Genomic DNA, 23,310 nt, shown 5'->3' on the forward strand with positions numbered 1-23,310 from the left:
GGCGGGCGAGACGGGGCGGGGGACGTAGGCTGACAACCGTGGGGAAGTCCCTTAGCTTAACGGCGGACCCCTGGTAGGGAACGCCCTCCGCGGCGTTCCGGGGCAAGAGGTACGCGTTGTCCTGCGTAGCGCCCCGAACGCCGCGGAGGGCGTTCCCTACGGAGAATCGACGGTTGTCCAACACCCTCGCCGTCCACTACCTGCCGCAATTCGTCGCCGAGACCGACCTCGCCGGCGAGACGGTCGTCGTGATCGACCTGCTGCGGGCTTCCACGACGATCTGTCAGGCGCTGGCGTCGGGCGCCCGGGACGTGACGGCTTTTTTGGAGGTCGGCGACGTGGTCCGCGCCGCCGAGGCGGAGGGGAGCCGGGAAGGGCTGATCCTCGCCGGCGAGCGGAATTGCCAGATCATCGACGGATTCGATCTCGGGAATTCGCCCGCCGAGTTCACCCCCGACGAGGTCTTCGGGCAGCGGGTCTTCTTCACGACGACCAACGGCACGCGGGCCCTGCAGCACGCCCGGCTTGCTAGCCGAGTCGTGGTGGGGGCGGTTGTGAACCTGTCGGCCGTCGTTGACGCCATCGCCGACGACCAGGCGGTCCACCTGCTCTGCGCCGGCACCAATGGCCACGTCACGCGCGAGGACCAGCTCGCCGCCGGGGCGATTGCCCACCAGCTCCTGGCTCGCGGAGAACGCGACGTCAACGACCAGGGACGCCAGGTCCTTGGCGAGTGGCAAGAGTTGCTCACCACGGCCCGGGCCTTCGCCCGCACCACCAGCGAACAGCTGGCCCACGAGCTCCGCGACACGTCGGGCGGCAAGAATCTGTTGGCGATCGGCATGGAGGCGGACCTGGCAAGATGCGCCGCCCTCGACGCCCTGGGGGTGGTCCCGGTCTACGACCCCGCGACCGGCCGGCTTACCCCCCTTTAGCCAAGTGGGCCCCCCTTTAGCCGAGTGGGCCCCCCTCTAGTCGGCGCGAACGCTCCGCTAGACTGGCGGGTCTAACAAGAGTCCCCCTCCCTCTGGTGGGGAGGGGCTAGGGGAGGGGGGAGAGTCGGGTACCCGCTTCACCCCCACCCCAACCTCCCCACCAGGGGGAGGGAACGACTTCCTCAAGCCTCACCTCTTAAAGCGAAGCGTCTCCCGATGGAAATGGAAAAGCTGGTCTCGCTCTGCCGCCGGCGCGGCTTCCTCTTCCAGTCGAGCGAGATCTACGGCGGCCTCAACGGCTTCTGGGACTACGGCCCCCTCGGTGTGGAGCTGAAGCGCAACGTCAAAGAGGCGTGGTGGCGCGACATGGTTAGCGCCCACGACGACCTCGCGACCCTACCCGGCGCCCCGAGTCCCTACGAAATGACGGGGCTCGATTGCACCATCATCATGCACCCGCAGGTGTGGAAGGTGAGTGGGCACTTCGATTTGTTCGCCGACAAGATGCAGACTTGTCGCCAATGCAAGAAGCTGGTCAGAGCGGATCACGTTGCGGATATGACTCGCGACGCCGAATGGGCGCAATCGTTTGCAGCGTGTTGTTTTGTGCCGAAACCAGATGGAACGATGTCGTTCAACAGCGCCGAAGCGATCAGTTGGGCGAAGACTCGAAAGCTAGGCCGCAAGCTTGCGCCAGGGCTTGCGCTTGTGCGGGATCCAGAGGTTACGATGTCGTGGCTCGCTGAGGATATCGAGAACGAGTCGGTAACGCCGGCGACGCTGACACTGCCGCTCGTTCTCAGCTACATGGCGACGGCACAGAAGAACGAGACCGGCTTGCAGACGCCCTGCCCGCATTGCGGTGGCGATCTGACCGAGCCGCGTGACTTCAATTTGATGTTCGAGAGCCACGCCGGCGCTCTGCAGAGTGACGAGAACAAGGTCTTCCTCCGCCCCGAGACCGCTCAGGGCATCTTCGTCAACTTCAAGAACGTCATCGACTCGAGCCGTGTGAAGGTGCCGGTAGGCATCGCACAGATCGGCAAGAGCTTCCGGAACGAGATCACGCCGCGGAACTTCACGTTCCGGTCGCGCGAATTCGAGCAGATGGAGATCGAGTTCTTCTGTCATCCCAGCCAGTCGGCCGACTGGTACAAGTTCTGGCGCGATCGCCGGATGAAGTGGTGGCAGGAAATCGGCCTGGCTGGCGAGCGGCTCATCCTCCGCGACCATCATGCCGACGAGCTGTCGCACTACTCGACTGGCACCGCCGATATCGAGTACGCCTTCCCGTTCCTCCCTGAGGGCGAGTACGGCGAGTTGGAGGGGATCGCCCACCGCGGCGACTTCGACCTCCGTAGCCATATGGAAGGAAAGCTCGACCCCAACAGCTGCCCCCTCGAGGTGCAGAAGGGCGAGGACGGCAAGCCGCTCCACAAGGGGAGTGGCCGCGACCTCACCTACCGCGACGACATTACCAACGAGCGGTTTACGCCGCACGTGATCGAGCCCTCCGCCGGCGCCGACCGGGGGACGCTCGCGCTGCTCTGCGAGGCGTACCACGAGGACACCGCTCCCGACGATAAGGGCAAAGAGCAGACGCGCGTCGTGATGAAGTTCCACCCGCGGATCGCCCCGATCAAGGCGGCCGTCTTCCCGCTGGTGAAGAAGGACGGCATGCCGGAAGTCGCGCAGGACCTGTACCGCGCGCTGAAGAAGAAGTTCCCGGCGTTCTACGACGAGAAGGGCGCCGTCGGCCGCCGCTACCGCCGCCAGGACGAAGCGGGCACGCCGTACTGCATCACGGTCGATGGCCAGACGCTGCAGGACCAAACGGTCACGATGCGCGACCGCGACACGCTCGAGCAGGTGCGGCTGAAGCTCGACGACGTCGTGGCCGAGGTCGAACGCCGCGTGACGGGGGAGTGAGCCGCAGATACGCGCAGATGAGCACGGATGTCGCTTGGCGGGTTGACTCAATTCACCAAGACGCATCCGCGATCATCTGCGTCCATCCGCGGCTAATTCTTCTCACCGCAGCCGCGAGGCGAGGTGGTCGAGCTGCCCGCGCAGGTTGCCCACGAGCATCTCGGGCGAGGCGTCGCGGGCGATGTCGGCGTAGAACGACGCGGCGCTCGGGTGATTGCGGCTGGCCGATTCTTCGGCGGTGCGGCGCATCCGGCGTAACTCATCGTGCATCTGCGACAGCTTGCCGGCCGCCTGCCGCGCCGCGTTCCACAGCGACGAGAGCAGCTGCAAGAGGCCGATAATCAGCAGGCCTTGCCCACCGAGCGCCGCGGCGACGGCCGGGTTCCAGAGCTCGGAGCGGCCGCCAACGAGCGACCACGCGCCAAGACCCATCCCGAGCCCCAGGCAGCCGGCTCCGAGCGAAGTGATCAGCCAAGCGGTGAGCTGTCCCCGCGTCGAGTAAGCGGCGGAGATGGTCGGCGTTGACCGGACGACGGACGCCGGTCGCTTGACCGGCGCCGCGTGGTGGTGGGGCGGGGCGAGCGCCTCCGCCAGCGGCGTGTGGGCGACATCGACACGGAACGTGCGGGCCGCTTCGCCGGCGCTGATCGTCGCGTGGGCCGAGCGGAGGGTGCGGTAGATCGAACGCCGCGCTTCGTCGCCGTCGTCATCTGCGTCGTCGGTGGCCGCTGTCGGTTGCGACTCCGACGCCGACGGCGAAGTACGCTGGCAGCGCCCGCAGCGGGGCCCGTTGGCGCCGGGAGGGCCGAGGGCTGGCGTTTCTTGCTGGCAGTGGCGGCACCACATGGCGGATCGACTCGCTGACGAAAGGAAGCGGCTTCGTCGTCTGTCGTCGGCGCTGCGGCGCGCGAAACTTTAACGGTTGCGCCGACGAGCCGGCTACGCTTGCGCTTGTAGCTGCGCCTTCACGGCCGCTAGCAGCGCGGTGCGGGTCTCGGCGATCGTGCCGCGATAGCGGACGCCTGCCGCCTTGGCGTGGCCGCCGCCGCCGAATTTTTCCGCCACCGGTCGCACGTCGACAACGCTGCGGCTGCGGAGGCTGCACTTGGTCAGCCCGGGTTCCATCGCTGCGATCAAGACCGCGACCTCGACCCCCTCGACGCTCAGCAGCCGATTCACCACGTCCTCGGTGTCCGCCTGCGCGGCGCCGGTCGCGTCAAAATCCTCGTCGGTTGCTTGGCCGAAGGCGACGCGGCCGTCAATCTCGAGCGAGAGGCTCTCCATGATGCGGCCGTGTAGCCGGACGCGGGCGGCCGTGTTGCGGTCGTAGAGTTTCTGGAAGAGGTCCGATGGGTTCGCGCCCGCTTCGACAAGCTGGGCGATCGTGCGGTAAGTGGTCGGCGTCACCGACGGGAAGCGGAACCAGCCGGTATCGGTCGCGATCGCGGCGAAGAGCGGCGACGCCGCCTTGGGCGAGAGCTCGACTCCTAGGGCCCCGGTCGCCTCGACGATGAGGCGGCCAGTCGCCTCGGCCGTGTCGTCTTTCAGGACGATCGCGTCGAGGTCGTCGCCGCTCTGGTGGTGGTCGATCACGCAGCGCTGGGCGGGGGTTGTCCGGATCACGTCCGCCATCGCGCCGAGCTGGCCCCACGCGCTGGTGTCGCACACGATGTGGGCGTCGGCCTGATGGACTTCGCTGACGGAGACGCCCTCACCGAGGACTTCAACGCGTCCCTCGGGGTCGAGGAAGCGGATGTGCTCGGGCGGCGCGTCGGCGTTGATGATCCGCACCCGCTTGCCGAGCGCCTCGAGGGCGTAGAGGAGCCCCAGCTCGCTGCCGACCGCGTCGCAGTCGGCGCGGGTGTGGGTCGTGAGGGCGAACGAATCGCACTCGGCGACGAGCTTGCGGAGCGGGGTCCAGTCGATTGGCATGGTGGCTTGGTTTAAGTCAAACACGGAGGCGCCGAGGGCTCTGTGGTTAATAAGTTGTGTTAGTGACGATGGCCTGGGCGGCGGCGATGTCTAGTTTGATTTGTTCTACCAATTCATCGGCGGAGGCGAAGGCGCGTACGTCCCGCAATCGCTCGAGGAAGTCAACCTCCAGAGGGCGCCCGTAGACTCTTTCATCGCAGCCGATGAGGTGGGCTTCGACCTTGGCGTGGAGGTCATCGAAGGTCGGATTGGCGCCGATGTTCACCGCCGCGGGCCAGATCGCCGTGGGGCCGTCGCGTCCGACCAGCCGCCCAACGCCGGCGTAAACCCCCTCGGCGGGAAGGATCGTGTCGATCCCCTCCAGGTTGGCGGTAGGGATGCCCATCTTCGCGCCGCGGCCGGCGCCGTGCGTGACAATGCCGCGAATACGGTAGGGCGCCGTCAACATCGCCGCCGCCCGGCCGAGATCGCCGGTCTCGCCGATCAAGCGACGGATCCGCGAGCTGCTCAGCAGCTCACCCGCCTCGTTGGTTGGTTCGACCACGTCGAGCGTCATGCCCGCCTCCGCGGCGAACTCGCCGAGCAGCCGGACGTCGCCCTCACGGTTGTGGCCGAAATAGAAGTTAGGGCCCTCGACCAGCGCGCGGGCCGCCATCGTGTCGCGGAGCACCAAGTCGAAGAACTCACGCGCTGAAAGCCGCAGCAGCGCCTCGTCGGTCGGGTAGGCGACAACGCGGTCGACGCCCAGCTTCGCCAGCAGCTCGGCCTTCCGTTCGGTCCAGGTGAGTGGCGGCGGGCAGTCGTGCGGCCGGAGGACGCGGACCGGGTGGGGATCGAACGTAAAAACGACGGCCGGACCGCTGATCTCCTTAGCCCTTTGGATCAGCCGCTCGATGAGTCGTGCATGCCCTCGATGCACGCCATCGAAGTTGCCAATCGCCACAGCGCCGCCACGGGCGTCGGGCGGCAGATCATTGAGGTGGCGGGTGATTTGCAAAGCGGGAGGGACGAGTCGTTAGGGGCAGGGGACGAGCGGAGTGTGTGAGCCGCGTCGTCCTCGACGCAGTTTGTCAAATGTCGGCGCCGAGTTGGGTGAGCTTGTTCGTTTGGACCCAGGCCTCGGGGAGATGATCGAGCAGGTCGGGGGCGGTGAGTCCGATTTCGCCTAGCTTGGCCGCAGCAAGGTCTCCCGCCAACCCGTGGACGAAGGCGCCGAGCCGCGCCGCGTCAAACGGGCCGAGCCCCTGGGCGAGCAGCGCCGTGACGACGCCGGTGAGGACGTCCCCGGCGCCGCCGGTCGCCATGCCGGGGTTGCCGGTGGAATTAACCGCATAGCGCTCGCCATCGGTCACCACGGTGCGGGCGCCCTTGAGCAGGACGACCGTCTCGTCGCCGCCAAGCGACAGGGCGAGATCGGCCGCTCGTTCACGGCGTTCCGTGTCGTCGTTGGGGTCGCTCAGGGGCGAGCCGCTGAGGCGGGCGAACTCACCTGCGTGCGGCGTCAGGACCCGCGGCCCGGCCGGCGCCGTGAGGCGTCCCCGCGACGCCGCCAATCCGTTCAGCCCGTCGGCGTCGACAACCATCGGCATGGCGATCGACCAAGTGACGCCAACCAGGGTGGTGACCGCATCGCTGCGTCCGAGGCCGGGGCCAACCGCGGCGGCGTCGGCTTCGGTCAGGAGGCCCGACAGCGCGGGACCTGCCGACTCGACGAGCCGTTCGCCGTCGTCCGCCAGGGCGTGGGTCATGAGGGCGGGGCAAAAGCCGGCGGCCGTCGCTTGCACGCACCGCGGCGTCGCCAAGCTCACGAGGCCCGCCCCGGAGCGGAGACAGGCCATCCCCGCCAGCGCCGGCGCGCCCGCCATGCCGAGCGAGCCGCCGACCACCAGCACGCGGCCGTAGGTCCCTTTGTGCGAATGCGGATCGCGGGCTAGTAGGTTCGGCAGCGGGTCGTTGGTGGCGTCGATCATCGGGGGCCGCTCCGCGTGGCGATGAGTCCCGCCAGGTAACCCCCTTTGAAGCCCGCGTCGATGTTCACCACCGCGACATTCGAGGCGCAGCTGTTGAGCATCGACAGCAACGCCGCCACGCCGCCTAGGTTGGCGCCGTAGCCAACGCTCGTCGGCACGGCAATGACGGGGCACGCCACGTAGCCCGCCACGACGCTCGGCAGGGCGCCCTCCATGCCGGCGACGACGACGATGGCCGTCGCCGACTCGAACTCCGCCAAGCGCTCGCGGAGCCGATGAGGCCCGGCGACCCCGACGTCGCTGACGCGGGTGACCGCGACGCCCATCCAGGCGAGCGTTTCGGCCGCTTCCTCAGCGATTGGCAGGTCGGTCGTCCCCGCGGTAATGACAGCGACGCGGCCATCGACAACCGGCGGCGTCCATCCCTCGGGAGTCGCCCGCACGGTGCGGGCCAGCGCGTTGGGCCGGGCGGTGGGGAACTGTTCACTGAGCAGGGCGGCCGTAGCGGGATCCACCCGGGTGGCGAGGGCCGGCTCCCCCCGCTGGAGTTGGGCGGCGAAAACAGCGGCGATGGCCTCGACCGGCTTCCCCTCGCCGTAGACGACTTCGGGGTACCCGCATCGCCGGCGCCGGTCGGCGTCGAGCGTGACAGCGCCATCGGCGAGGGGCAAACTCTGAGATTCTTCGGCCATAGGCCCGATTCTAGCCGGTTGGCTGCCTGGCTGTTAGCGACGTGGCAGCCAAACGGGGGCCGTTGAGGCTCGGGACCGATTCCGAGGAGGGGCCGAATTCGCGGCTAAAAATCGTTGAAAAGCGTGCGCAAAGGTTGACCCAGCGGTGCGCGTAGGTAGCCTCAGTGGCTGACTTTACGCGCGTTCGTCACAAGCGATCGTTCGTCGAGATTCCCACCTAAGCCCCCACCCGCGGTACGGCAAGGTCAGCCGCATCGCTATCGGCAAGGAAGCCCGCCGCCCCCGATTGCGTAGCCGACGGGGGGCGTTAGCGCGCGTAAGACCCGACACCGCTCTGAGCCCATTCCCGCCTGTCCCCCCCATGCCGGCGGCGCCCGCCGCTATTCGCTTCTAGCGGCCCCGGAACGCGGCTGACGCCATCCCCCCCCGAGGGGTTCGTCGTCGACGACTGGCGGGGCGCCCGTCCTGTTACAAGCACCTTTTGGAGTTACTCATGAAGAGTCTGTTCTGCCGCGTTAGCTTCGCGGCGTTCCTCCTCGGCGCGGCGCCCGCTTGGTCGCAGCTGCAGATCACCGAGATCATGTACAACCCGAGCACGCCGAGCGACGGGTTTTACGAGTGGTTCGAGGTGGTGAACACCGGAACCGAAGCGATCGATCTCGATGGCACCTACATAGAAGACTTTGCGGGGTTCGCTCGCGCCGACTTCTTGCCGGCCGTCCAGAGTGCCCTGGCGTCGAACACCGTAATCCAGCCGGGCCAAGTCGCCGTTCTCTACGACGCCTTCGTCGGCGGCGGAAGCCCGTACAACTACGACGACGCCGCGTTCCGCGCCGCTTGGAACATTCCCGAGACCGCCGCAACGATTGCGGTCGATTTTTTCCCGTCGCTAAACAACAGCAATAGCGCCGCCAGCGCCGGCAACAACAGCAACGCCGATACGATCGGCTTCTGGGCGAGTCAGGCCGACCTCGCACTCGACACCGTTGCGGGCGTCATCGACGCGAACGGCACAACGGTCAACGCGTTCAATAACACTTACTTCAATTTCTCCTACAAGTCCGGAAGCGGCTGGCCTGCCAGCACCAATGGCGTCTCGATCGAGCTGATTGGCAGCGACGTGAACGCCGGGGCCAGCTGGGCGTTGTCGGCGAACGGCGTGAATGGCGCCACCACCAGCAACGAGATCCTCGACACGTCGGCCGGCTTCAAGAACAGCACGGACGACTTCGGCAGCCCCGGCCAGGTTCAGACAGCCGGAACTCCGCCGGTCGGCCTGCACTTCTCCGAGATTATGTACAACCCCGCGTCGGGTGAGCCGGCCTGGGAATGGGTCGAGGTGTACAACGCCACCGGCGCCGCGATTGACTTCGGCGCCACGCCGTATGTGTTTGACGACAATGACGACGCCGATCTCGCCGCCGCCAACTTGACGTCGGGCACGATCGCCAACGGATCGGCTGCGGTGCTCTACAACGCATCAGAGACCGGCGTTTCGCTCGCCGATATGCAAACCGCTTGGGGCGCCTCGGTGAACTTCATCCCCGTAACCGAGTGGACCGCTCTGACGCAGGGTGGCGACGGCATCGCCCTTTGGGACAGCTACGCCGCCTACACAAGCGAGCCGACAACCGGACAGGGCCGGACTTTCGACAACGCCATCGAGTCCATCGACTACGGCAATGCCGAGTTCGGCTGGCCTGACGACAACGGAACCAGCTCGATCTACTTGACGGACCTCACCAACGCCAACGCGACCGTCGCGGTGGCGCCCGCTGCGGGCGACTTCAATGGGGATGGCTTGGTCGACGCCGCCGACTACACCGTCTGGCGTGACACCGAAGGTACCGGTGATCTCCGAGCCGACGCGAACGGCGACCAGGTTATCGACGGTTTGGACTACGACCTCTGGGTCGCAAACTACGGAACGATCACCGAGCAGTCGGCAGGACCGTTCTGGGCCCTGTCGGGTAGCGACTTCAACGACTTCATCAGCACACAGGCGACGGCTGTACCCACGGGCGGCCAGGCGGTGGTTTACGCCGGTGGAGAGGTTGGCAGCCCCGGTGTCTACAACGGCACGTCGTTGGCGGTTTCGGTCCCCGAGCCCTCCTCGGTGCTGCTCGCCCTCGTCGCCCTCGCGGGCTTGGCGAAGCGTCGCGGCTGAGACCCCCAACGCGGTTGATTTAACAACGAAGCCGCCCCGGCCTGTAGGCCGGGGCGGCTTTTTTCGTTCTGCCGATGCGGCGCCGCGTCTTACGGCGTTCCAACCGCGACAAGCTCGCGGTGCACCGCGTCAAGTTCGCCCGGCCCGACCTGCGAGCGTCGCTCGGCGAAGCCGACGACCAAGGCGAGGTCGGCCAGCCGGTCGATGCGGCGGGCGTAGCCACCCGTGAGCACGTGCAGTTGCTGCAAGGCTGGGTCGCTGAAGACGTCGCGCGCCGCTCCCGCTGCGGCGAGCCGATGACGGACGTAGGCCGCTGTCTCTTCGGCGGTGAAGCCGCGGAGCAGCGTTTTGACATCGAGCCGCTCGTCGAGCGTCGGTTTGCGAGCGACCGCCGAGAGCAGCCCCATCTGGCCGACCAGCAGCAGCGTGAACGCCGCCGCGGCGCCCGACCGGAAGTTGGTGACAAGCCGCAGTGTTTCTAGAGCGCCGCAGTCCTCGAGCAGGTGCGCTTCGTCGATGACGACGAGTTGGCGCTGGCCCGTTTCGGCGTTCGCCTCGGCGAGCGCTTCGAGCCGGCGGACCGACTCCTCGATCGACCCGGTAGGCGAGGCCGAAACGTCCGGCGCGGCGAGCCGCTCGGCCAAGTAGGCCAAGAGGTCGCGGCTCGACATCTCGGGGAAGACCGCATGCACGAGCCGGACGCCGTCCGGCGCCAATAGCGTGGCGAGCCGATTTACCAGCAGGGTTTTGCCGACACCGCTGGGCCCCGCCATCGCCGCCGCAGCGCGTCCCTGGCGGACGGCGTAGAGGAGCTTCGAGAGCGCGCCCTCGTGGGCCTCGCTCGGGTAGTAGAACGCGTCGTCGGCGCCGCCGGGCTCAAACGGCTTGGCCGTGAGTTGCCAGTAGTCGAGATACATGTTGCGGCTTGTGGTGGCTTAGGGAGGGGTCACGGCTTCAGCCGACCGCAGCGAACGTCTCGACGATCCCCGCCACGCCAACCGCGGCAAGGGCCTTTTGGCAAGCGGCGATGGCCGTCGAATCGGAGGGCGCCGCGTCGATGACGACCGCCATGACGCCCAGGCCGAGCCGCGTCGCCGCGACGGCGGCGGGTCCGGCGTCGATAAGGACCAAGTCGTGGGCGCCGGCCAACCGCGTCGACGCCGATTGAACGATGGCGGGCGAGGCGTCAGGACCGAGGGCAACCACCGTCGTCTGGTCCTCGCGGCTGACGATCGCCAAGTCGTCGATCGATCGCGGATCGAATGTCGGCGAGACGCCAGCGATCCGCCGGACGCCAAGCTGCGCCGCGGCGCCCGCCTCAGCCGTGAGGTCGAGGATCGCCGTCTTGCCGCCGGCGCCACCCACGATCCGAGCCAAAGCGAGCAAAGTTGTCGTGGCCCCGACCCCGGGTCGGGCGCCAACCAGAGCGACGACGGGCGTCGCCGACGGCGTCTGCTCGGCGAGGTTCGTAAGAACTTCGAGCAACGCATCGCGGCCCGCATGGGCGAGTTGCTGAGCCACCGCGGGCCAACTGAGTGACTCGAGTTCGATGCCGGGCGTGAACCGCTCGGGAGGGCAGGCCACTGCGGGCTGCGCCGCGGGCGGATCGACTTTCGGTGGTTCGGGTTGCTGCCGTTCGGCGCGACGCTTGGCGAGGTGCGCGGACAACGGCGCCTTGGCGGTTGTCTCGACGCTTTGCGCCGAGACGTAGTGGGGCCCGCCCAGCGCGAACCCGTTTGGCGGCGCGGCGGCGCTGGCCTGTTGCAAGGCGGCGATAAAGGCGCGGTCGGTATGGCTCATCGTGTGGTCGTTTGCGGGTAGTCGGGGGCGTGGGCGACGTCGACGCGGCCGGAGTCAACCGGCATCACCTGCCCCGTGAGCTTCGCCCCAGCGGGGCCCTGCCACGCCGAGGCGGGGCCTCTAGCGAACGACGACGGCGGCAGCGAATCGGTTGTCGCGACGGACTCCCCGAGGGGAGACGCGTCGAGCGGGCGGAGCGCGCCGCTCGCGGGCGTCGGTGTCGAGGCGACCGGCCAGTGGAACGGCGGGGCCTCCTCGGCGGAGGGATTCGCAACGGTCTCCACGGCTTCCACGGCGGCGAGCGTGTCGGTGTGGGCGTCGATCGAGACTTGCGGCGAGGTGTTGGGCGCTTCCATGGCGGCGGCGCCCCCGCGGAGCAGCACGAACGTCAGACCCATCGCGGCGATCACGGCCGCCAGGACGATAATCCGCGAGTAGGGAAGAATCGTTGACTCAAGGTTCAAGAGCCACGTGGCCCAAGGGTCGTCGATAGCGGCTTGTTCACCGAACATCCTGGGCTCACCGAGCATCTTAGGCTCACCGAACATCGTAGGGCTATCGATCGCCTGGCGACGCGGCGGTGGCTCAGGCGTCTCGTCGTCAAAAGTCGAAGGCGAGACCGTATCGATGCGGATCGTCGCGGTGGGATCGGAGAGCTTGTAACGCCGCGGCGCCGGCTCGACGGAGGGCCCAGCCATGGCGAGGTCCGAACCCCCGTCGTAGAGATGGACGCCATGCAGCGCGGACTCGGCGTCGTCGAAGCGTTGAATCGGCTTCGGGCGCGGTGGCGACGGCGCGACACGCGGCAAGCGCGCCAGCAGCGACGGACGCTGCTGTTGCGGCGCCGGGGTCGGCTCGGCGGGGGTCTCCCCGACGGAGAACGTGTCGAACGAAACGTAAGGATCGGTCATGGCAAGTCCGGCAACCGGGCGGCGAAGGCGCAGGGGCGCCGCGGAGGGCGCGTCCTACCCTCTGTGATCGGGTCCGGTCGGCTGGACCTTGAGGATTGCTCCGATGGCGACGGTGATGACGGCGGTGATAGCGTCCGCCGACTCCTCGCGAAGCCTCTTGAACACGCGCGAAATTGACGAACCGTTAGCGGCCGGGGGTCGGCCGGGCGCCGTGTGGCGTCCGTTTTGTCCCCGCCATAAATTCGCTGCGGCAAAGCAGCCCACGGGTCGTCGCGACGAAGCCCGACTTTGCTAGCACCGGCGCAATCCCCGAAGCGATCGCCGACCCGCCGTCGATCTTTGTCAAGAGAATCGAGCGTTGCTCGTGGGCGCGGGTCGCCAGCGCCGTGGCGAGCCGCAACGCCTGGTAGCCGCGGTCGGGCTCGGTTTCGGCGAGGAAGGTGGTGAGCGATTGGCCCGTCTTGTTCAGGTAGCCGAGGGCCTGCCCGTCGCAGAGCACGACGCGGCAGCCAGCGGCGCGCTGCGGCTTGCCGGCGTCTTCGGCGGGCGCCGGCGGCCAGGGGAGGGCGACCCCGTAGGGATTCGCCGGGTCGGTAGCGGCGAGCACGAAAGTGGGGGGTTCGTCCTCACGCGGTCGTGAACGGAGCAACTCGTCGGCGCCGGCCGCCGCGAACTGCGCGCCCCCTTGTCCGTCGACGAAGTAACCGCGGCGGACTTTGCCCGCCTCCTCCATCGCCTTGAGCACCGGATAGATCGCCGAGAATCCCCCTTCGACCTGCTCGCGGGCGATCTGGTCTCGAGTCAGCACGCCGTGCCGCTCAACGAGTTGCACGGCGAGCGCCGCCAATCGTTCGGTGGAGGTCACGCCGCCGTGGAACCGCGACAGCAACGACCAGCGACCGTCGGCGCCCGGCAACCGCGTGCGGCGGCGTGAGCGGAAGGCCGTGCGGCCGCGGCGTGACGCGGCGCCGGCGACTTGTTTCGAATCCGATCCCGATTGGGCGACCAGCGCCCGGAGCGGCGCGAGCGTGTCGTTGGTGGCGTCGCCACGCCACACGAGGCGCCAAAGGGCGGCGAGCACATCGTTGGGGAACTCGCCTGTCGCACGAGCGATCTCGTCGAAAAAGAGCGCCCCCCGCTCGGCGAGCAATTCGCGCACCGTGCGTTCCAGGGCGTCTTTGCCCTCGGCTGGCGGCAGCGGCAGCCGGCCGAGCAACGGGAACTGGTCGGTCAGGTAGAGCGCGATGCGGCCATCGTGCTGGCCCAGGCTATCGACGCCCTGCCAGACGACTTCGCCGGCGAGGAACAGCTCGTCCAACAGGCCGGGCCGGTACTCCTTCACGCGGCTGGGAAGGATCTCACGTTCGAGGTCGCTAGCCGGCAGCGGGGCGCCTTGGAGCTGCTCGACCGCGTCGAGGACGCCATCGAGTCCCTTGCGTGGCTGCGTGACGCCTTGCCAGACGGGCAAGAAACGGGCGAGCGCCTCCGCCGGGACGGCTTCGACCTGTTGGCGGAGTTTGGCGAGCGAACGCCGTTTGATGGTGCGGAGCACGGCGACGTCGCACCATTCGCGGCCTCGGCGGCCGGGGACGAACTCGCCTTCGAGAACGCGGCCGGCGTCGCGCAGCCGCTCGAGAGCCGACCGCACCACGGCTTCGCCGAGTCCTAGCCGACGGGCCGCGTCGACCGATGAGAACGGGCCGTGGGTCCGCGCGAATCGCGAGACGAGGTCCCCCACCGGGTCGGCGACTTGCTCCAAAAAGGCGCCCGGGAGACCGGCGGGCGGATTCACACCGAGGGCGTCGCGCAACCGCGCGGCGTCCTCGCTCGCGGCGTAGCGTGGCTCGCCGCCGATCCGCACAGCGATGATCCGCCGTGTGTCGAGCAGCTCCGAGAGCCAACGCTCAACGTCTTCGCGCGCGACGGCGTCATGGTCGCAGCGGGCGTACAACTCGTCGCCGGTGAGGTCGCCGAGCGACAGAAACAGGTCGTGGGCCGCGTCCGCGTGACGGCAGTAAGGGTCGGCCAGCTTCTGGAGCTCAAGGCCCAGCTGGTCGATCGTCTCACCGTCGAGCAGCTCGCGCAACTCGGCGCCGCCGAGCAACTCGCGCAGTTGGGCGTGGTCGAGAGAGAGCGCGGCGGCGCGGCGCTCGGCGAGCGGCGCGTCCCCTTCGTAGATAAAGTTGCCGACATAATTAAAGAGCAGCGACGACGCGAACGGCGAGGGCTGTTGCGACTCGACCGTCTCGACCCGCACGACCCGTTTCTCGATATCGCGGAGCAACGCGACGAGGCCGGGCAGGTCGAACACGTCTCGCAGGCACTCGCGGTAGGTCTCCAGCAGGATCGGGAAGCTCGGATAGCGCGAAGCGACCGCCAGCAGGTCGGCCGCCCGGCGGCGCTGCATCCACAGCGGTTGGCGCCGGCCCGGTTGGCGTTTAGGCAGCAGCAGCGCGCGGGCCGCGTTCTCGCGGAAGCGGGCGGCGAACATCGCCGTCGAACCGAGTTGTGACGTGACGCGGTCCTCGACCTCGTCCGCGCGCGGCAGGAAGAAATCGGTTGGCGGCGGCTGGGGCGACTCGGGCAGCCGGAAGATCATCCCGTCGTCGGTCCAGCTGTAGTCGACCTCACCAAGATCTTCCTCGCGTAGCCGGGCCGCGACCGCGATCGCCCACGGCGCATGGACCCTCGCGCCGAAGGGCGAGAGGAGGCAGATACGCCAGTCGCCGATCTCGTCCAGGAAAGCTTCGACGATAATCGAACGGTCGGACGGCGGCTCACCCGTGGCCGCGGCTTGGTCCTGGAGGTAGGTCAGCAGGTGCTTGGCGGCGGGCTCTTCCAGGGCGTGCTTCGTCGTCAGCCGATCGAGGGCGGCGTCGTCGCCCTTCTTCGCCAGGGTCTGGGTGAGCTCGCGCGCCAGCTCGCCGATTGCGCGGCCGAACTCGAGCGGGCGTCCCGGTCCCTCGCCTCGCCAGAACGGCATCTTGCCCGGCTCGCCCGGCGCCGGCGCCACGAGGACGCGGTCCTTGGTGATGTCGAGCACCCGCCAGCTGCTGGCCCCGAGCAAGAAGACGTCGCCCGGGTGGGTCTCGAAGACCATCTCCTCGTCGAGTTCGCCGACGCGGCTACCGCCGGCGCCATCGGGGCCATCGCCCACCAAGAAGACGCCGTAGAGCCCGCGGTCGGGAATGGTGCCGCCGTTGAGGATCGCGAGGCGCTGGGCGCCCTTACGCGGGGAGACCGTGCCGCCGATCCGATCCCAAGTGAGCCGTGGCCTAAGTTCGGCGAATTCGTCCGATGGGTAGCGGCCCGACAAGAGGTCGAGCACCCCCTCGAACGACCCACGCGGCAAGTCGGCGTAGGGTGCGGCGCCACGCACCGCCGCGTACAACTCGTCGACGTTCGTGCCGTCTTCGTCGACCATCGCCACCAGCTGCTGGGCAAGCAAGTCGAGCGGGTTGCGGGGGTAATAAGTTTCTTCGACGTGCCCCAGCAGCATCCGACCCGTGGCGCCGGCGCACGCCAGCAGGTCGCCGCGGTACTTCGGGAAGATAACGCCGCTCGAGAGGAGGTCGACGCCGCGTCCGCTGCGGCCGATCCGCTGGATGCCCGACGCGATGGTCGGGGGCGCCTCGATTTGGATCACCAGATCGACCGCCCCCATGTCGATGCCGAGTTCCAGCGAACTGGTCGCCACGATCGCCGGCAGCACACCCCGTTTCAGCCGGTCTTCGATATCGGCGCGGGCCTCCTTCGAGATGCTGCCGTGATGGGCGAGGCAGATCTCGATCGGCGTGTGCTGCTCTCGCTGGGGGGAGTCGCCTTCCTCGGCTCGCTGGGCTTCTAGCTCCTCGTTCGCAAGCTCGTTGATCGCCGCCGCGAGCCGCTCTGCGAGACGGCGACTGTTGACGAAGATCATCGTGGATCGGTGCGATCGGATGAGCTCGAGCAGCCGCGGGTGGATCGCCGGCCAGATGCTCGGGGCCGAAGGCGCCATCGCCGCGCCGTCGAACCGCGGCGGGTCGCGTGGCGGATCGCCATCACGCTTCGCGGCCATGCCGGGCCGTGCGTCGTCGGCGCCCCCGACGCTGCCGCCGAGTTGCTCGTACTTGGGCGCCAGCTGTTTGGCCATCTCCTCGACCGGCATCTCGACCCGCAGCTCGAACCGTTTCGGCTCGGTGGCGTCGACGATCCGCACCGGCCGGGGACGGACGGGCTCATCGGGATCGGCGGTCGCCTCGGCGCCGCCGAGCAGCCTGGCAATCTCGTCGAGCGGCCGCTGGGTCGCCGAGAGGCCGATGCGTTGGAGTGCGCTGCAGTCGTGGCCGTGCTCCTCCGCGGACCGACGGCGGATCCGCTCCAACCGCTCGAGGGTGAGGAACAGATGGACGCCCCGCTTTGTCGGGACCATCACGTGGATCTCGTCGATGATGACGGTCTCCACCTGGGTGAGGATCTCGCGCGCCTTGCCGGTCAGCATCAGGTAGAGCGACTCGGGCGTCGTGATGAGCACGTCCGGCGGGTGGCGGAGAATGCGGGCCCGTTCACGTTGGTCGGTGTCGCCGGTGCGGATCGCGACCGTTGGGTCGCGGTAGTCGACGCCGAGCCGGCCGGCGACCGCCCGCATGCCGGCGACCGGCGTGCGGAGGTTGCGGTCGATATCGACGCCGAGCGCCTTGAGGGGCGAGATGTAGAGGACGCGGACGCCGGAGGCAGAGCGTTTCTTGTTGGTTTGCACTGACGACTGACGTCGCCGGCTCGCCGTCCGCTGCGTTGGCGAGCCGGCGACGTCAGGCGTCGGAGCGAACATCAACCGATCAAGCGCCGCCAGAAACGCCGCGAGCGTCTTGCCCGACCCGGTCGGCGCGAGCAGCAGCGTGCTCTCACCCGAGGCGATCACAGGCCAGGCGAGCTGCTGCGCCCGCGTCGGCGCGCGGAACGCCTCGTTGAACCACGTGCGGGTCGGCTCGTGGAACGGGGCGAGGGGGTCGGTGTCTGTTAGGGTGTTCACCATCGTCAGGTTACAGCGGACACACTGGCGAGGCGGAGCACAACCCGGCGATTCGGCAGCGAAGGCGACAGCCGACTCAGTCTTGGCATGTCGTGCACGCAAACACCTTGCGGCCGGCCATCGTCCACTGGTCGATCGCCGACCCGCAATCGGGGCAGTTCGCTTTCTTGTAGATGCGCAGCCCTTCTTCGCGGGTCATACGGCTGCGTGGCTTTCCGACAAGGGCGGGGTCGGCGATGAGGATCCGGTTGTGCTTGACGCCGATCCGCATCAACTCGACAAGCTTCCGCCAGAGGGCGTCGAACTCGCTGCGGTCGAGGTCCTTGCCCGCCCGTTCGGGGTGGATCCCCAGCAGGTGGAGCGATTCACAGCGGTAGATGTTCCCAACGCCGGCGATTACCTCTTGGTTCATCAGCAACGGGCCGATCGGCGTCTTACTCTTGCTGATGCGACGCCAAGCTCGCTCGGGGTCGTCGTCACGGAGCGGGTCGGGGCCAAGCCGCGCGAGCTGCGCCTCGTAGCCCGCCGTGTCGATCAATTCGCAGCGGTTGGGGCCGTTGAGGTCGAACGCCGCGTCGGGCCCCTCGATGCGGAGGCGCACCGCGCCACGTGGTTCGGGCCAGGCGCCCTCGTGCCGTTTCTTGTGCAGGCGGAACTTGCCGTAGAGGCCCAGGTGGATGTGCAGGACGTCGGCCGCCTTCGAGCGGCCCTTGGGGGCCCAGTGGTAGAAGAGGTGCTTGCCGACCGCCTCGACGCCCTCCAGCCGGCGACCGCTCAAGACGCCGGCCCCCTCGGCGAACCGCTCTTGCGGACTGCTGGCAGTCAGCTGTTGCCCGACAAATAGCCGCCGATGGTCGCGGGCGACGCGGTGGAGGGTGTGGCCTTCGGGCATTGCGTCGTCGGATCGGGGGTTTTCGGCGCTGGATTGTGAAGAAATCCCCCTGCGGGAGGGGCTGAGCGGCTTCGTTTTGCGCACCGCTCCGCCGGTTGTAACAGCATTGCAAGCAACGACTTAGTTACAACCGTGGAAACCTGACAAAGGAAACCGCGTGACGAGTAGACTGGAAACCGGCCCTTACCCGCTGGAGCCTCTACTTGCGGTTTGCCCCAGCCATGATGAGCACATCCGGATCGTTCGCCGCCGAGCTGCTCTCCGACGCCCGTCAGGGCTCGGAGACGTCGCTGGGCAAGTTGATGCAGCTGCACGCCAGTTATTTGAAACTGGTCGTCGCCTCGCAGCTCGATGACCGGCTGCGCGCTCGGGTTAGCTCGTCCGATGTTGTGCAGGAGACGTTCTACGAAGCCCATCGCGACTTCCCCGCGTTCCGTGGCGCCACGCCCGAGGAGTTCTTGGGCTGGCTGCGGCGGATCTTGATGAACAACCTCTTGCGGGCGGTCGAACAGCACCTCAAAGCGGCCAAACGCGACGTCCGTCGTGAGGTGTCACTGGACCGTGCGCGGCCGCTGGGCGACCGGTCGGCGCCGGGCTTCGCCGCGCAACTGCCGCACGACGGCGACTCGCCCTCGGCGTCCTTCCAGCGACGCGAGAACGCCGACACGCTCGGCCAAATGCTCGACGTGCTGCCGGACGACTACCGCGAAGTGCTCCGGCTGCGGCACCAGGAGGGCCTCGACTTCTCCGAGATCGGCGAACGGATGGGGCGCTCGTCGGGGGCGGTGCGGATGCTGTGGCTGCGGAGCATCAAGCGGCTGCGGTCCCTCTACGACGACGAGGCCGCCGAATGAACTTCAATCGAATCACCTGCGAAGACGCGACGCGGTCGTTCGTCGCCTCGACAGCCGAACCGACCGAGTCGGACGAACGGCTCATCGCCGTTTTGGACGAGTACGCTGCCGCGTTGCAACGGGGCGACGCGGAATCCCCCACCGATTTCGCAACAAGGCACCACGACTGCGGCGAGCAACTCGTCGACTACCTCGAGGGCGTCCGCACGATTCATGCCGCCGTCGAGTCGGCCCGCGACAGCGATCCGAGCAGAAACGAGCGGCGCCGCCTCGGCACGGCCCCTGGTGGTTCGCAGCCGTCGAAGTCCGAGATACTTCCCGGCGCCGAAGCGCCGCCGAGATCGGTCGGTGATTATCGCATCGTCCGGGAGATCGGCCGGGGCGGGATGGGCATCGTCTACGAGGCCCAGGAACAGTCGCTCCGTCGCCGGGTGGCGCTAAAGGTGCTGCCGTTCGCCGCGGTGCTCGATCAGCGGCAGATCGCCCGGTTCCGGAACGAAGCGCAGGCCGCGGCGGGGCTGCACCACACCAATATTGTGCCGGTGTTCGCGATCGGCCAGGACCGCGGCGTCCATTACTACGCGATGCAGTTCATCGAGGGGCAGACCCTCGCCCAGGCGATCACGGAGCTGCGACGCGAGGCGGGCGCGGCGGCGTCGCCCGATGCGACCACCGCAGCGGAGGCGTACTCACTGCCAGCCAGCCTGACTCCGCTCCCGACCAGTGCGTCGGACCCGCAACCGACGCTCGGCGACAACCACGTCGCGCCGTCGTTCTTCCGTGGCGCCGCGATCATGACCGCCGATGCGGCCGACGCTTTGCAGCACGCGCACGATCTCGGCGTGGTCCACCGCGACGTGAAGCCGTCGAACTTGCTGATCGACGAACGCGGCAAGGTCTGGGTCGCCGACTTTGGCCTCGCGCGGATGCAGACCGACCTGGGCGTCACCGCTACCGGCGACGTTGTTGGGACCCTCCGCTACATGAGCCCCGAGCAGGCGCGTGGCCGGGCCGATCAGGTCGATGGCCGCACCGACGTCTACGCCCTCGGCGCGACGCTCTACGAGCTCTTGACGCTTCGGCATGCGTTCCCGGGCGACGATCGGGTGCGACTCTTAGACAGCCTGCAAAATCACGACCCGACGCCGCCTCGACGGCTCAACCCGGCGATCCCCGCCGACCTTGAGAACATCGTCCTGCGGGCGATGGAGAAGGACACGACCGCCCGCTACGCGTCGGCCGGCGAGTTGCGCGACGACCTGCGGCGGTTCCTCGACGGTCGGCCGACGATCGCCCGCCCCCCGAGTCTCGCCGATCGCGTCGGCAAGTTCGTGCGGCGGAGGCGGAAGACGGTCGCTATCGCGGCGGCAGCGTTGGGCGTCGTCGCCGTGGTGTCGCTGGCCAGTGCGCTGCTGGTGAACGAGGCCCGCGGGCGGCTCGCCGCCGCCCTGGTGGAGTCCGAGACCCACCGGGCCCGCGCCGAGCGCCTGCTCAACCAGGCGCGTGGTGTGCTCGACCGGTTCGGCGGCGAATTGAGCGACCAGCTCGCCGCGACGCCCGGCGCCGAGGCGATCCGCGGCCAGGCCCTTGAGGACACCCTTGCCTACTACCGCTACTTCCTCGCCGAGTCGGAGGGCGACCCCCGGCTGGCGGTTTCGGCCGCCGAGACCCGGATCCGCGCCGCCGCGGTCGCCGAGCGCCTCGGCGAATCGGAAGAGGCGCTGCGGCTCTACGACGACGCGGCGGAGTCGCTCGAGACGCTGCTCGCGATCGATCCGACCAGCGCCGTAGCCACGGCGTGGTTGGCCCGTTGCGTCGATAACAGGGGCTTGTTGCTCTCGCAAAAGGGGGAGGACGAACGCGCCACGACCGACTTGCGCCGCGCCGTCGAATTGCGACGCGGCCTCTTAGCGGAAAAGGCGAGGGACCCTGCCCGCATGGCCGACCTTGCCGCCGCGTTGTCCGACGCCGCTTCCGCCGTCAACGATGATCCGGCCGCCGCCCGGCGTCAGCTCGAAGAGGCAATTGTCCTCTTGGGTCGCGCGCGACGCGCCGAGGCCGACAATCCGGGCCACGCCCGCCGGTTGGCGGTGGCGCACAACGCGCTCTCCTCGCTGCTGCGTCGCGTTGACTCGGAGCGGGCGGCTCAGGAGAGCGACCAAGCGGTTGAGCAACTCCTCTCGCTAACGGATCAACAGCCAGACGTCGAGGCGTACCGCGCCGACCTCGCGATGGCGTACAGCAACCGCGGCGCGCTCGCCGCCGATCGGGGGCAGTGGGCCGGCGCCGCCGAAGCGTACCGGGCCGCCGCCGCCGAGTTGGCTGACCTGGCCGAGCGGTCGCCGTTGGCGCCCCGGCACCGCAGCGAACTCGCCGTTGCGTTGGCGAGCGAAGGGGCGGCCGAAGCCAGGGCGGGCCGCGCCGACCTGTCCGACGCGGCCTTCGACCGAGCGCAGCGAACACTAGAAGGCTTGGTTGTGTCGTATCCGAGTTCGGACCGGTACGAACGGAGCCTCGCCGCTCTCTGGAACAACCGCGGCGTTGTGCTCCGCGACAGCGGGCGGCTCGACGAGGCGTCGGACGCATTTGCCCGGTCGGTCGCGATCGAGGAAGAGCGGATCCGCCGCGCCGGCGCCGATCAGCCGACGTTGCTAGCGATGCATTACGCCAACCATGCCCAGCTGCTCGGCCTTCTCGGCAAGATCGAAGAGGCGGCGGCGATCGAGACGAAGCGCCAAGCGTTAGAGAAGAAACAAGAGCGGACACAAGACGCGTCGCTCAACCAGGAGGAACACTGATGAGTCGCCCCCATCGACAACCATCCCTACGCGGCCGCCGGCTGCGCATGGAGTACTGCGAAAGCCGCTGCGTCCTCAGCGCCACCACGGGCGCCGTGACCGTTGACGCGGCGGATAGCGACGCGGCGATGGTGTACTTGCAGACTCCGGGGCTGTCTGGTTGGACTCCAATCGATGGCGATTCCCAGTTGACCATCATTGGCTCGGCGACTGGTAGCGAATTCCTCCTGAAGTCCGCCGACTCGCTTTCCCTCGCGTCGGCCGAGGCAGGGTCCCTGGGCGCCGTGCTTGTCCGTCCGGGATTAACGATCTCGGTGCTGGGATTCCGAGACGTGGCGACGGATGGGCAGCGCTTCAGCGACTTGCTCGGGAGGACAGAGTGGGCCGTCGCCGCTGATTCCAACAATGCGGAAATCCTTCGGACCTATCTCCATCAAGTCACTGTCGACGCGGCCTTCTCTCTCGACGCAACGCTTTCCAGCGCCGAAAACGGATCGAATGATTTGCTGACCGATGGCTTCACTCGAGAAGACGTCATCACCAACTCCAATCAGGGGACGGTGAACTGGCCCGACTCGAACGGCAGTATCAGCGGCGCCGTGACTGGTTCGTCGTCGGGCAACGGCACGGGTGATTACTTTGACGCCGCGGACGATGGCGTCAGCCGCCCGGTCGAGAGGGACGCGGCCGAGGTGACCTTAACGGATGACGTCGACGGCGATTCAACGACGCTGGCGGGGCAAGACTTGAGCCCCGCCGAGCGACCGACGCTGCGACCGGAGCTCGTCGAAACCGGGGGAGCCGTGTCGCCGCCAATTGCCGAGCCGATGGCGAGGGCTCAGACGGCAATAGGCGGATTAAGGCGCGTTGCGGCGGCGCCGGCGCCGCCGGCCGGAGCCGGAGACCCCAACGCCGGCCTCATTGACCTGGCCGAGTTATTGTTGAGCCCGACGGCCGAAACGACCCCGGCGACGTTCGTGGCGGCCGCCCCGAGCGACGCGGCCCGCGACGCCGCCCTGGCGCTCGAGTCGTGGGTGCGGACCCTCCCGACTCCCGCCGAAGCGCCGGCCGTTGCGTCTGGAGACACCTCTTTAGAGGGGTCTTCGTTCGGAGTGAAGGCGCTTCCGCTGCCGGCTCCTGGCAGCGCCACCCCCGCCCATTCGTCGCGAGATGACCTCTCCTCGGTGGGAACCCCCTCCAACGCCGCGGTGGTGGACGGAGGGGCTTCTAGCGAACGGCTCGAAGGACGGGGATACCGGTACTTCCTGGCGTCGCTGACAACGCTTCTCGGAGGGGCGGTCCTGGCGACGGCGCGACGGGGCCGGCCTGCCGCCGAGTCCGAATGTGTCGAAACTCCCCGCCGGGAATCGCCTCGGGATCGTTGACAAGATGTCGGCGCGGGTAGGTTTGCGCGTAAAC

At 68.2% G+C, this 23,310-nt stretch carries 16 protein-coding genes; 6 read left to right on the forward strand and 10 right to left on the reverse strand.

Translation table 11 applies throughout. The annotated features are described in order from the left end of the window. Window positions 1–173: 173 nt before the first annotated feature. Window positions 174–935, forward strand: coding sequence for a 2-phosphosulfolactate phosphatase (locus Pla108_RS13605; protein WP_197526539.1), 762 nt, complete (start codon window positions 174–176; stop codon window positions 933–935). 222 nt (window positions 936–1,157) lie between these two features. Beyond that, window positions 1,158–2,864, forward strand: coding sequence for a glycine--tRNA ligase (locus Pla108_RS13610; protein WP_146445607.1), 1,707 nt, complete (start codon window positions 1,158–1,160; stop codon window positions 2,862–2,864). 102 nt (window positions 2,865–2,966) lie between these two features. Here the strand turns inward: Pla108_RS13610 and Pla108_RS13615 are convergent, their stop codons facing one another. From Pla108_RS13615 to larB, 5 genes are all read right to left on the reverse strand, one after another. Then, window positions 2,967–3,710 carry a hypothetical protein gene (locus Pla108_RS13615; RefSeq protein WP_146445498.1) on the reverse strand — a complete coding sequence of 248 codons (744 nt, stop codon included), beginning with the start codon at window positions 3,708–3,710 and terminating at the stop codon, window positions 2,967–2,969. A gap of 93 nt (window positions 3,711–3,803) precedes the next feature. Beyond that, window positions 3,804–4,796 carry a DHH family phosphoesterase gene (locus Pla108_RS13620; protein WP_146445499.1) on the reverse strand — a complete coding sequence of 331 codons (993 nt, stop codon included), beginning with the start codon at window positions 4,794–4,796 and terminating at the stop codon, window positions 3,804–3,806. A gap of 46 nt (window positions 4,797–4,842) precedes the next feature. After that, complete coding sequence (locus Pla108_RS13625; RefSeq protein WP_146445500.1) at window positions 4,843–5,793, reverse strand: bifunctional riboflavin kinase/FAD synthetase; 951 nt, start codon at window positions 5,791–5,793, stop codon at window positions 4,843–4,845. A 73-nt stretch (window positions 5,794–5,866) separates the two neighbouring features. After that, the gene (locus Pla108_RS13630) at window positions 5,867–6,766 is read right to left on the reverse strand and encodes an NAD(P)H-hydrate dehydratase (protein ID WP_146445501.1); all 900 of its coding nucleotides are present in this window, start codon (window positions 6,764–6,766) and stop codon (window positions 5,867–5,869) included. Continuing rightward, entirely contained in the window at window positions 6,763–7,458 is a 696-nt protein-coding gene (gene larB, locus Pla108_RS13635; RefSeq protein ID WP_146445502.1) for a nickel pincer cofactor biosynthesis protein LarB, read from the reverse strand. Before larB ends, Pla108_RS13630 begins: the two co-directional genes overlap by 4 nt. Before the next feature lie 493 nt (window positions 7,459–7,951). Here larB and Pla108_RS13640 point away from each other — a divergent pair, with 493 nt between their 5' ends. Beyond that, window positions 7,952–9,625 carry a lamin tail domain-containing protein gene (locus Pla108_RS13640; RefSeq protein ID WP_146445503.1) on the forward strand — a complete coding sequence of 558 codons (1,674 nt, stop codon included), beginning with the start codon at window positions 7,952–7,954 and terminating at the stop codon, window positions 9,623–9,625. Window positions 9,626–9,714: 89 nt separating this feature from the next. Here the strand turns inward: Pla108_RS13640 and Pla108_RS13645 are convergent, their stop codons facing one another. The 5 genes from Pla108_RS13645 to Pla108_RS13665 form a co-directional block, all read right to left on the reverse strand. Further along, window positions 9,715–10,542, reverse strand: a complete 828-nt coding sequence (locus Pla108_RS13645; RefSeq protein WP_146445504.1) for an ExeA family protein — start codon at window positions 10,540–10,542, stop codon at window positions 9,715–9,717. A 37-nt stretch (window positions 10,543–10,579) separates the two neighbouring features. Further along, window positions 10,580–11,425, reverse strand: a complete 846-nt coding sequence (locus Pla108_RS13650) for a hypothetical protein (RefSeq protein WP_146445505.1) — start codon at window positions 11,423–11,425, stop codon at window positions 10,580–10,582. After that, complete coding sequence (locus Pla108_RS13655) at window positions 11,422–12,336, reverse strand: hypothetical protein (RefSeq protein WP_146445506.1); 915 nt, start codon at window positions 12,334–12,336, stop codon at window positions 11,422–11,424. Before Pla108_RS13655 ends, Pla108_RS13650 begins: the two co-directional genes overlap by 4 nt. A 184-nt stretch (window positions 12,337–12,520) precedes the next feature. Further along, complete coding sequence (locus tag Pla108_RS13660) at window positions 12,521–17,347, reverse strand: Lhr family helicase (RefSeq protein WP_197526541.1); 4,827 nt, start codon at window positions 17,345–17,347, stop codon at window positions 12,521–12,523. A gap of 76 nt (window positions 17,348–17,423) precedes the next feature. After that, window positions 17,424–18,239 carry an Fpg/Nei family DNA glycosylase gene (locus Pla108_RS13665; protein ID WP_146445508.1) on the reverse strand — a complete coding sequence of 272 codons (816 nt, stop codon included), beginning with the start codon at window positions 18,237–18,239 and terminating at the stop codon, window positions 17,424–17,426. Between the two features lie 221 nt (window positions 18,240–18,460). Here Pla108_RS13665 and Pla108_RS13670 point away from each other — a divergent pair, with 221 nt between their 5' ends. The 3 genes from Pla108_RS13670 to Pla108_RS13680 are packed head-to-tail and all read left to right on the forward strand — an operon-like array spanning window position 18,461 to window position 23,276. Further along, entirely contained in the window at window positions 18,461–19,093 is a 633-nt protein-coding gene (locus tag Pla108_RS13670) for a sigma-70 family RNA polymerase sigma factor (protein ID WP_146445509.1), read from the forward strand. Then, the gene (locus tag Pla108_RS13675; RefSeq protein ID WP_146445510.1) at window positions 19,090–21,891 is read left to right on the forward strand and encodes a serine/threonine-protein kinase; all 2,802 of its coding nucleotides are present in this window, start codon (window positions 19,090–19,092) and stop codon (window positions 21,889–21,891) included. The genes Pla108_RS13670 and Pla108_RS13675 overlap by 4 nt, the downstream gene beginning before the upstream one ends. Next, window positions 21,891–23,276: a hypothetical protein gene (locus tag Pla108_RS13680; RefSeq protein WP_146445511.1), complete on the forward strand. Its 1,386-nt coding sequence runs from the start codon at window positions 21,891–21,893 to the stop codon at window positions 23,274–23,276. Before Pla108_RS13675 ends, Pla108_RS13680 begins: the two co-directional genes overlap by 1 nt. Window positions 23,277–23,310: the final 34 nt, after the last annotated feature.

The sequence above is a fragment of the Botrimarina colliarenosi genome (assembly GCF_007859955.1).
Classification (GTDB): Bacteria; Planctomycetota; Planctomycetia; order Pirellulales; family Lacipirellulaceae; genus Botrimarina; species Botrimarina colliarenosi.

Bases quoted from the DNA above. Each gene is read 5' to 3' on its own strand.
- Pla108_RS13645 (WP_146445504.1), bottom strand. From the start codon at position 10,542: ATGTATCTCGACTACTGGCAACTCACGGCCAAGCCGTTTGAGCCCGGC.
- larB (WP_146445502.1), bottom strand. From the start codon at position 7,458: ATGGCCGAAGAATCTCAGAGTTTGCCCCTCGCCGATGGCGCTGTCACG.
- Pla108_RS13615 (WP_146445498.1), bottom strand. From the start codon at position 3,710: ATGTGGTGCCGCCACTGCCAGCAAGAAACGCCAGCCCTCGGCCCTCCC.
- Pla108_RS13680 (WP_146445511.1), top strand. From the start codon at position 21,891: ATGAGTCGCCCCCATCGACAACCATCCCTACGCGGCCGCCGGCTGCGC.
- Pla108_RS13650 (WP_146445505.1), bottom strand. From the start codon at position 11,425: ATGAGCCATACCGACCGCGCCTTTATCGCCGCCTTGCAACAGGCCAGC.
- Pla108_RS13630 (WP_146445501.1), bottom strand. From the start codon at position 6,766: ATGATCGACGCCACCAACGACCCGCTGCCGAACCTACTAGCCCGCGAT.
- Pla108_RS13665 (WP_146445508.1), bottom strand. From the start codon at position 18,239: ATGCCCGAAGGCCACACCCTCCACCGCGTCGCCCGCGACCATCGGCGG.
- Pla108_RS13610 (WP_146445607.1), top strand. From the start codon at position 1,158: ATGGAAAAGCTGGTCTCGCTCTGCCGCCGGCGCGGCTTCCTCTTCCAG.
- Pla108_RS13675 (WP_146445510.1), top strand. From the start codon at position 19,090: ATGAACTTCAATCGAATCACCTGCGAAGACGCGACGCGGTCGTTCGTC.
- Pla108_RS13655 (WP_146445506.1), bottom strand. From the start codon at position 12,336: ATGACCGATCCTTACGTTTCGTTCGACACGTTCTCCGTCGGGGAGACC.
- Pla108_RS13620 (WP_146445499.1), bottom strand. From the start codon at position 4,796: ATGCCAATCGACTGGACCCCGCTCCGCAAGCTCGTCGCCGAGTGCGAT.
- Pla108_RS13670 (WP_146445509.1), top strand. From the start codon at position 18,461: ATGATGAGCACATCCGGATCGTTCGCCGCCGAGCTGCTCTCCGACGCC.
- Pla108_RS13640 (WP_146445503.1), top strand. From the start codon at position 7,952: ATGAAGAGTCTGTTCTGCCGCGTTAGCTTCGCGGCGTTCCTCCTCGGC.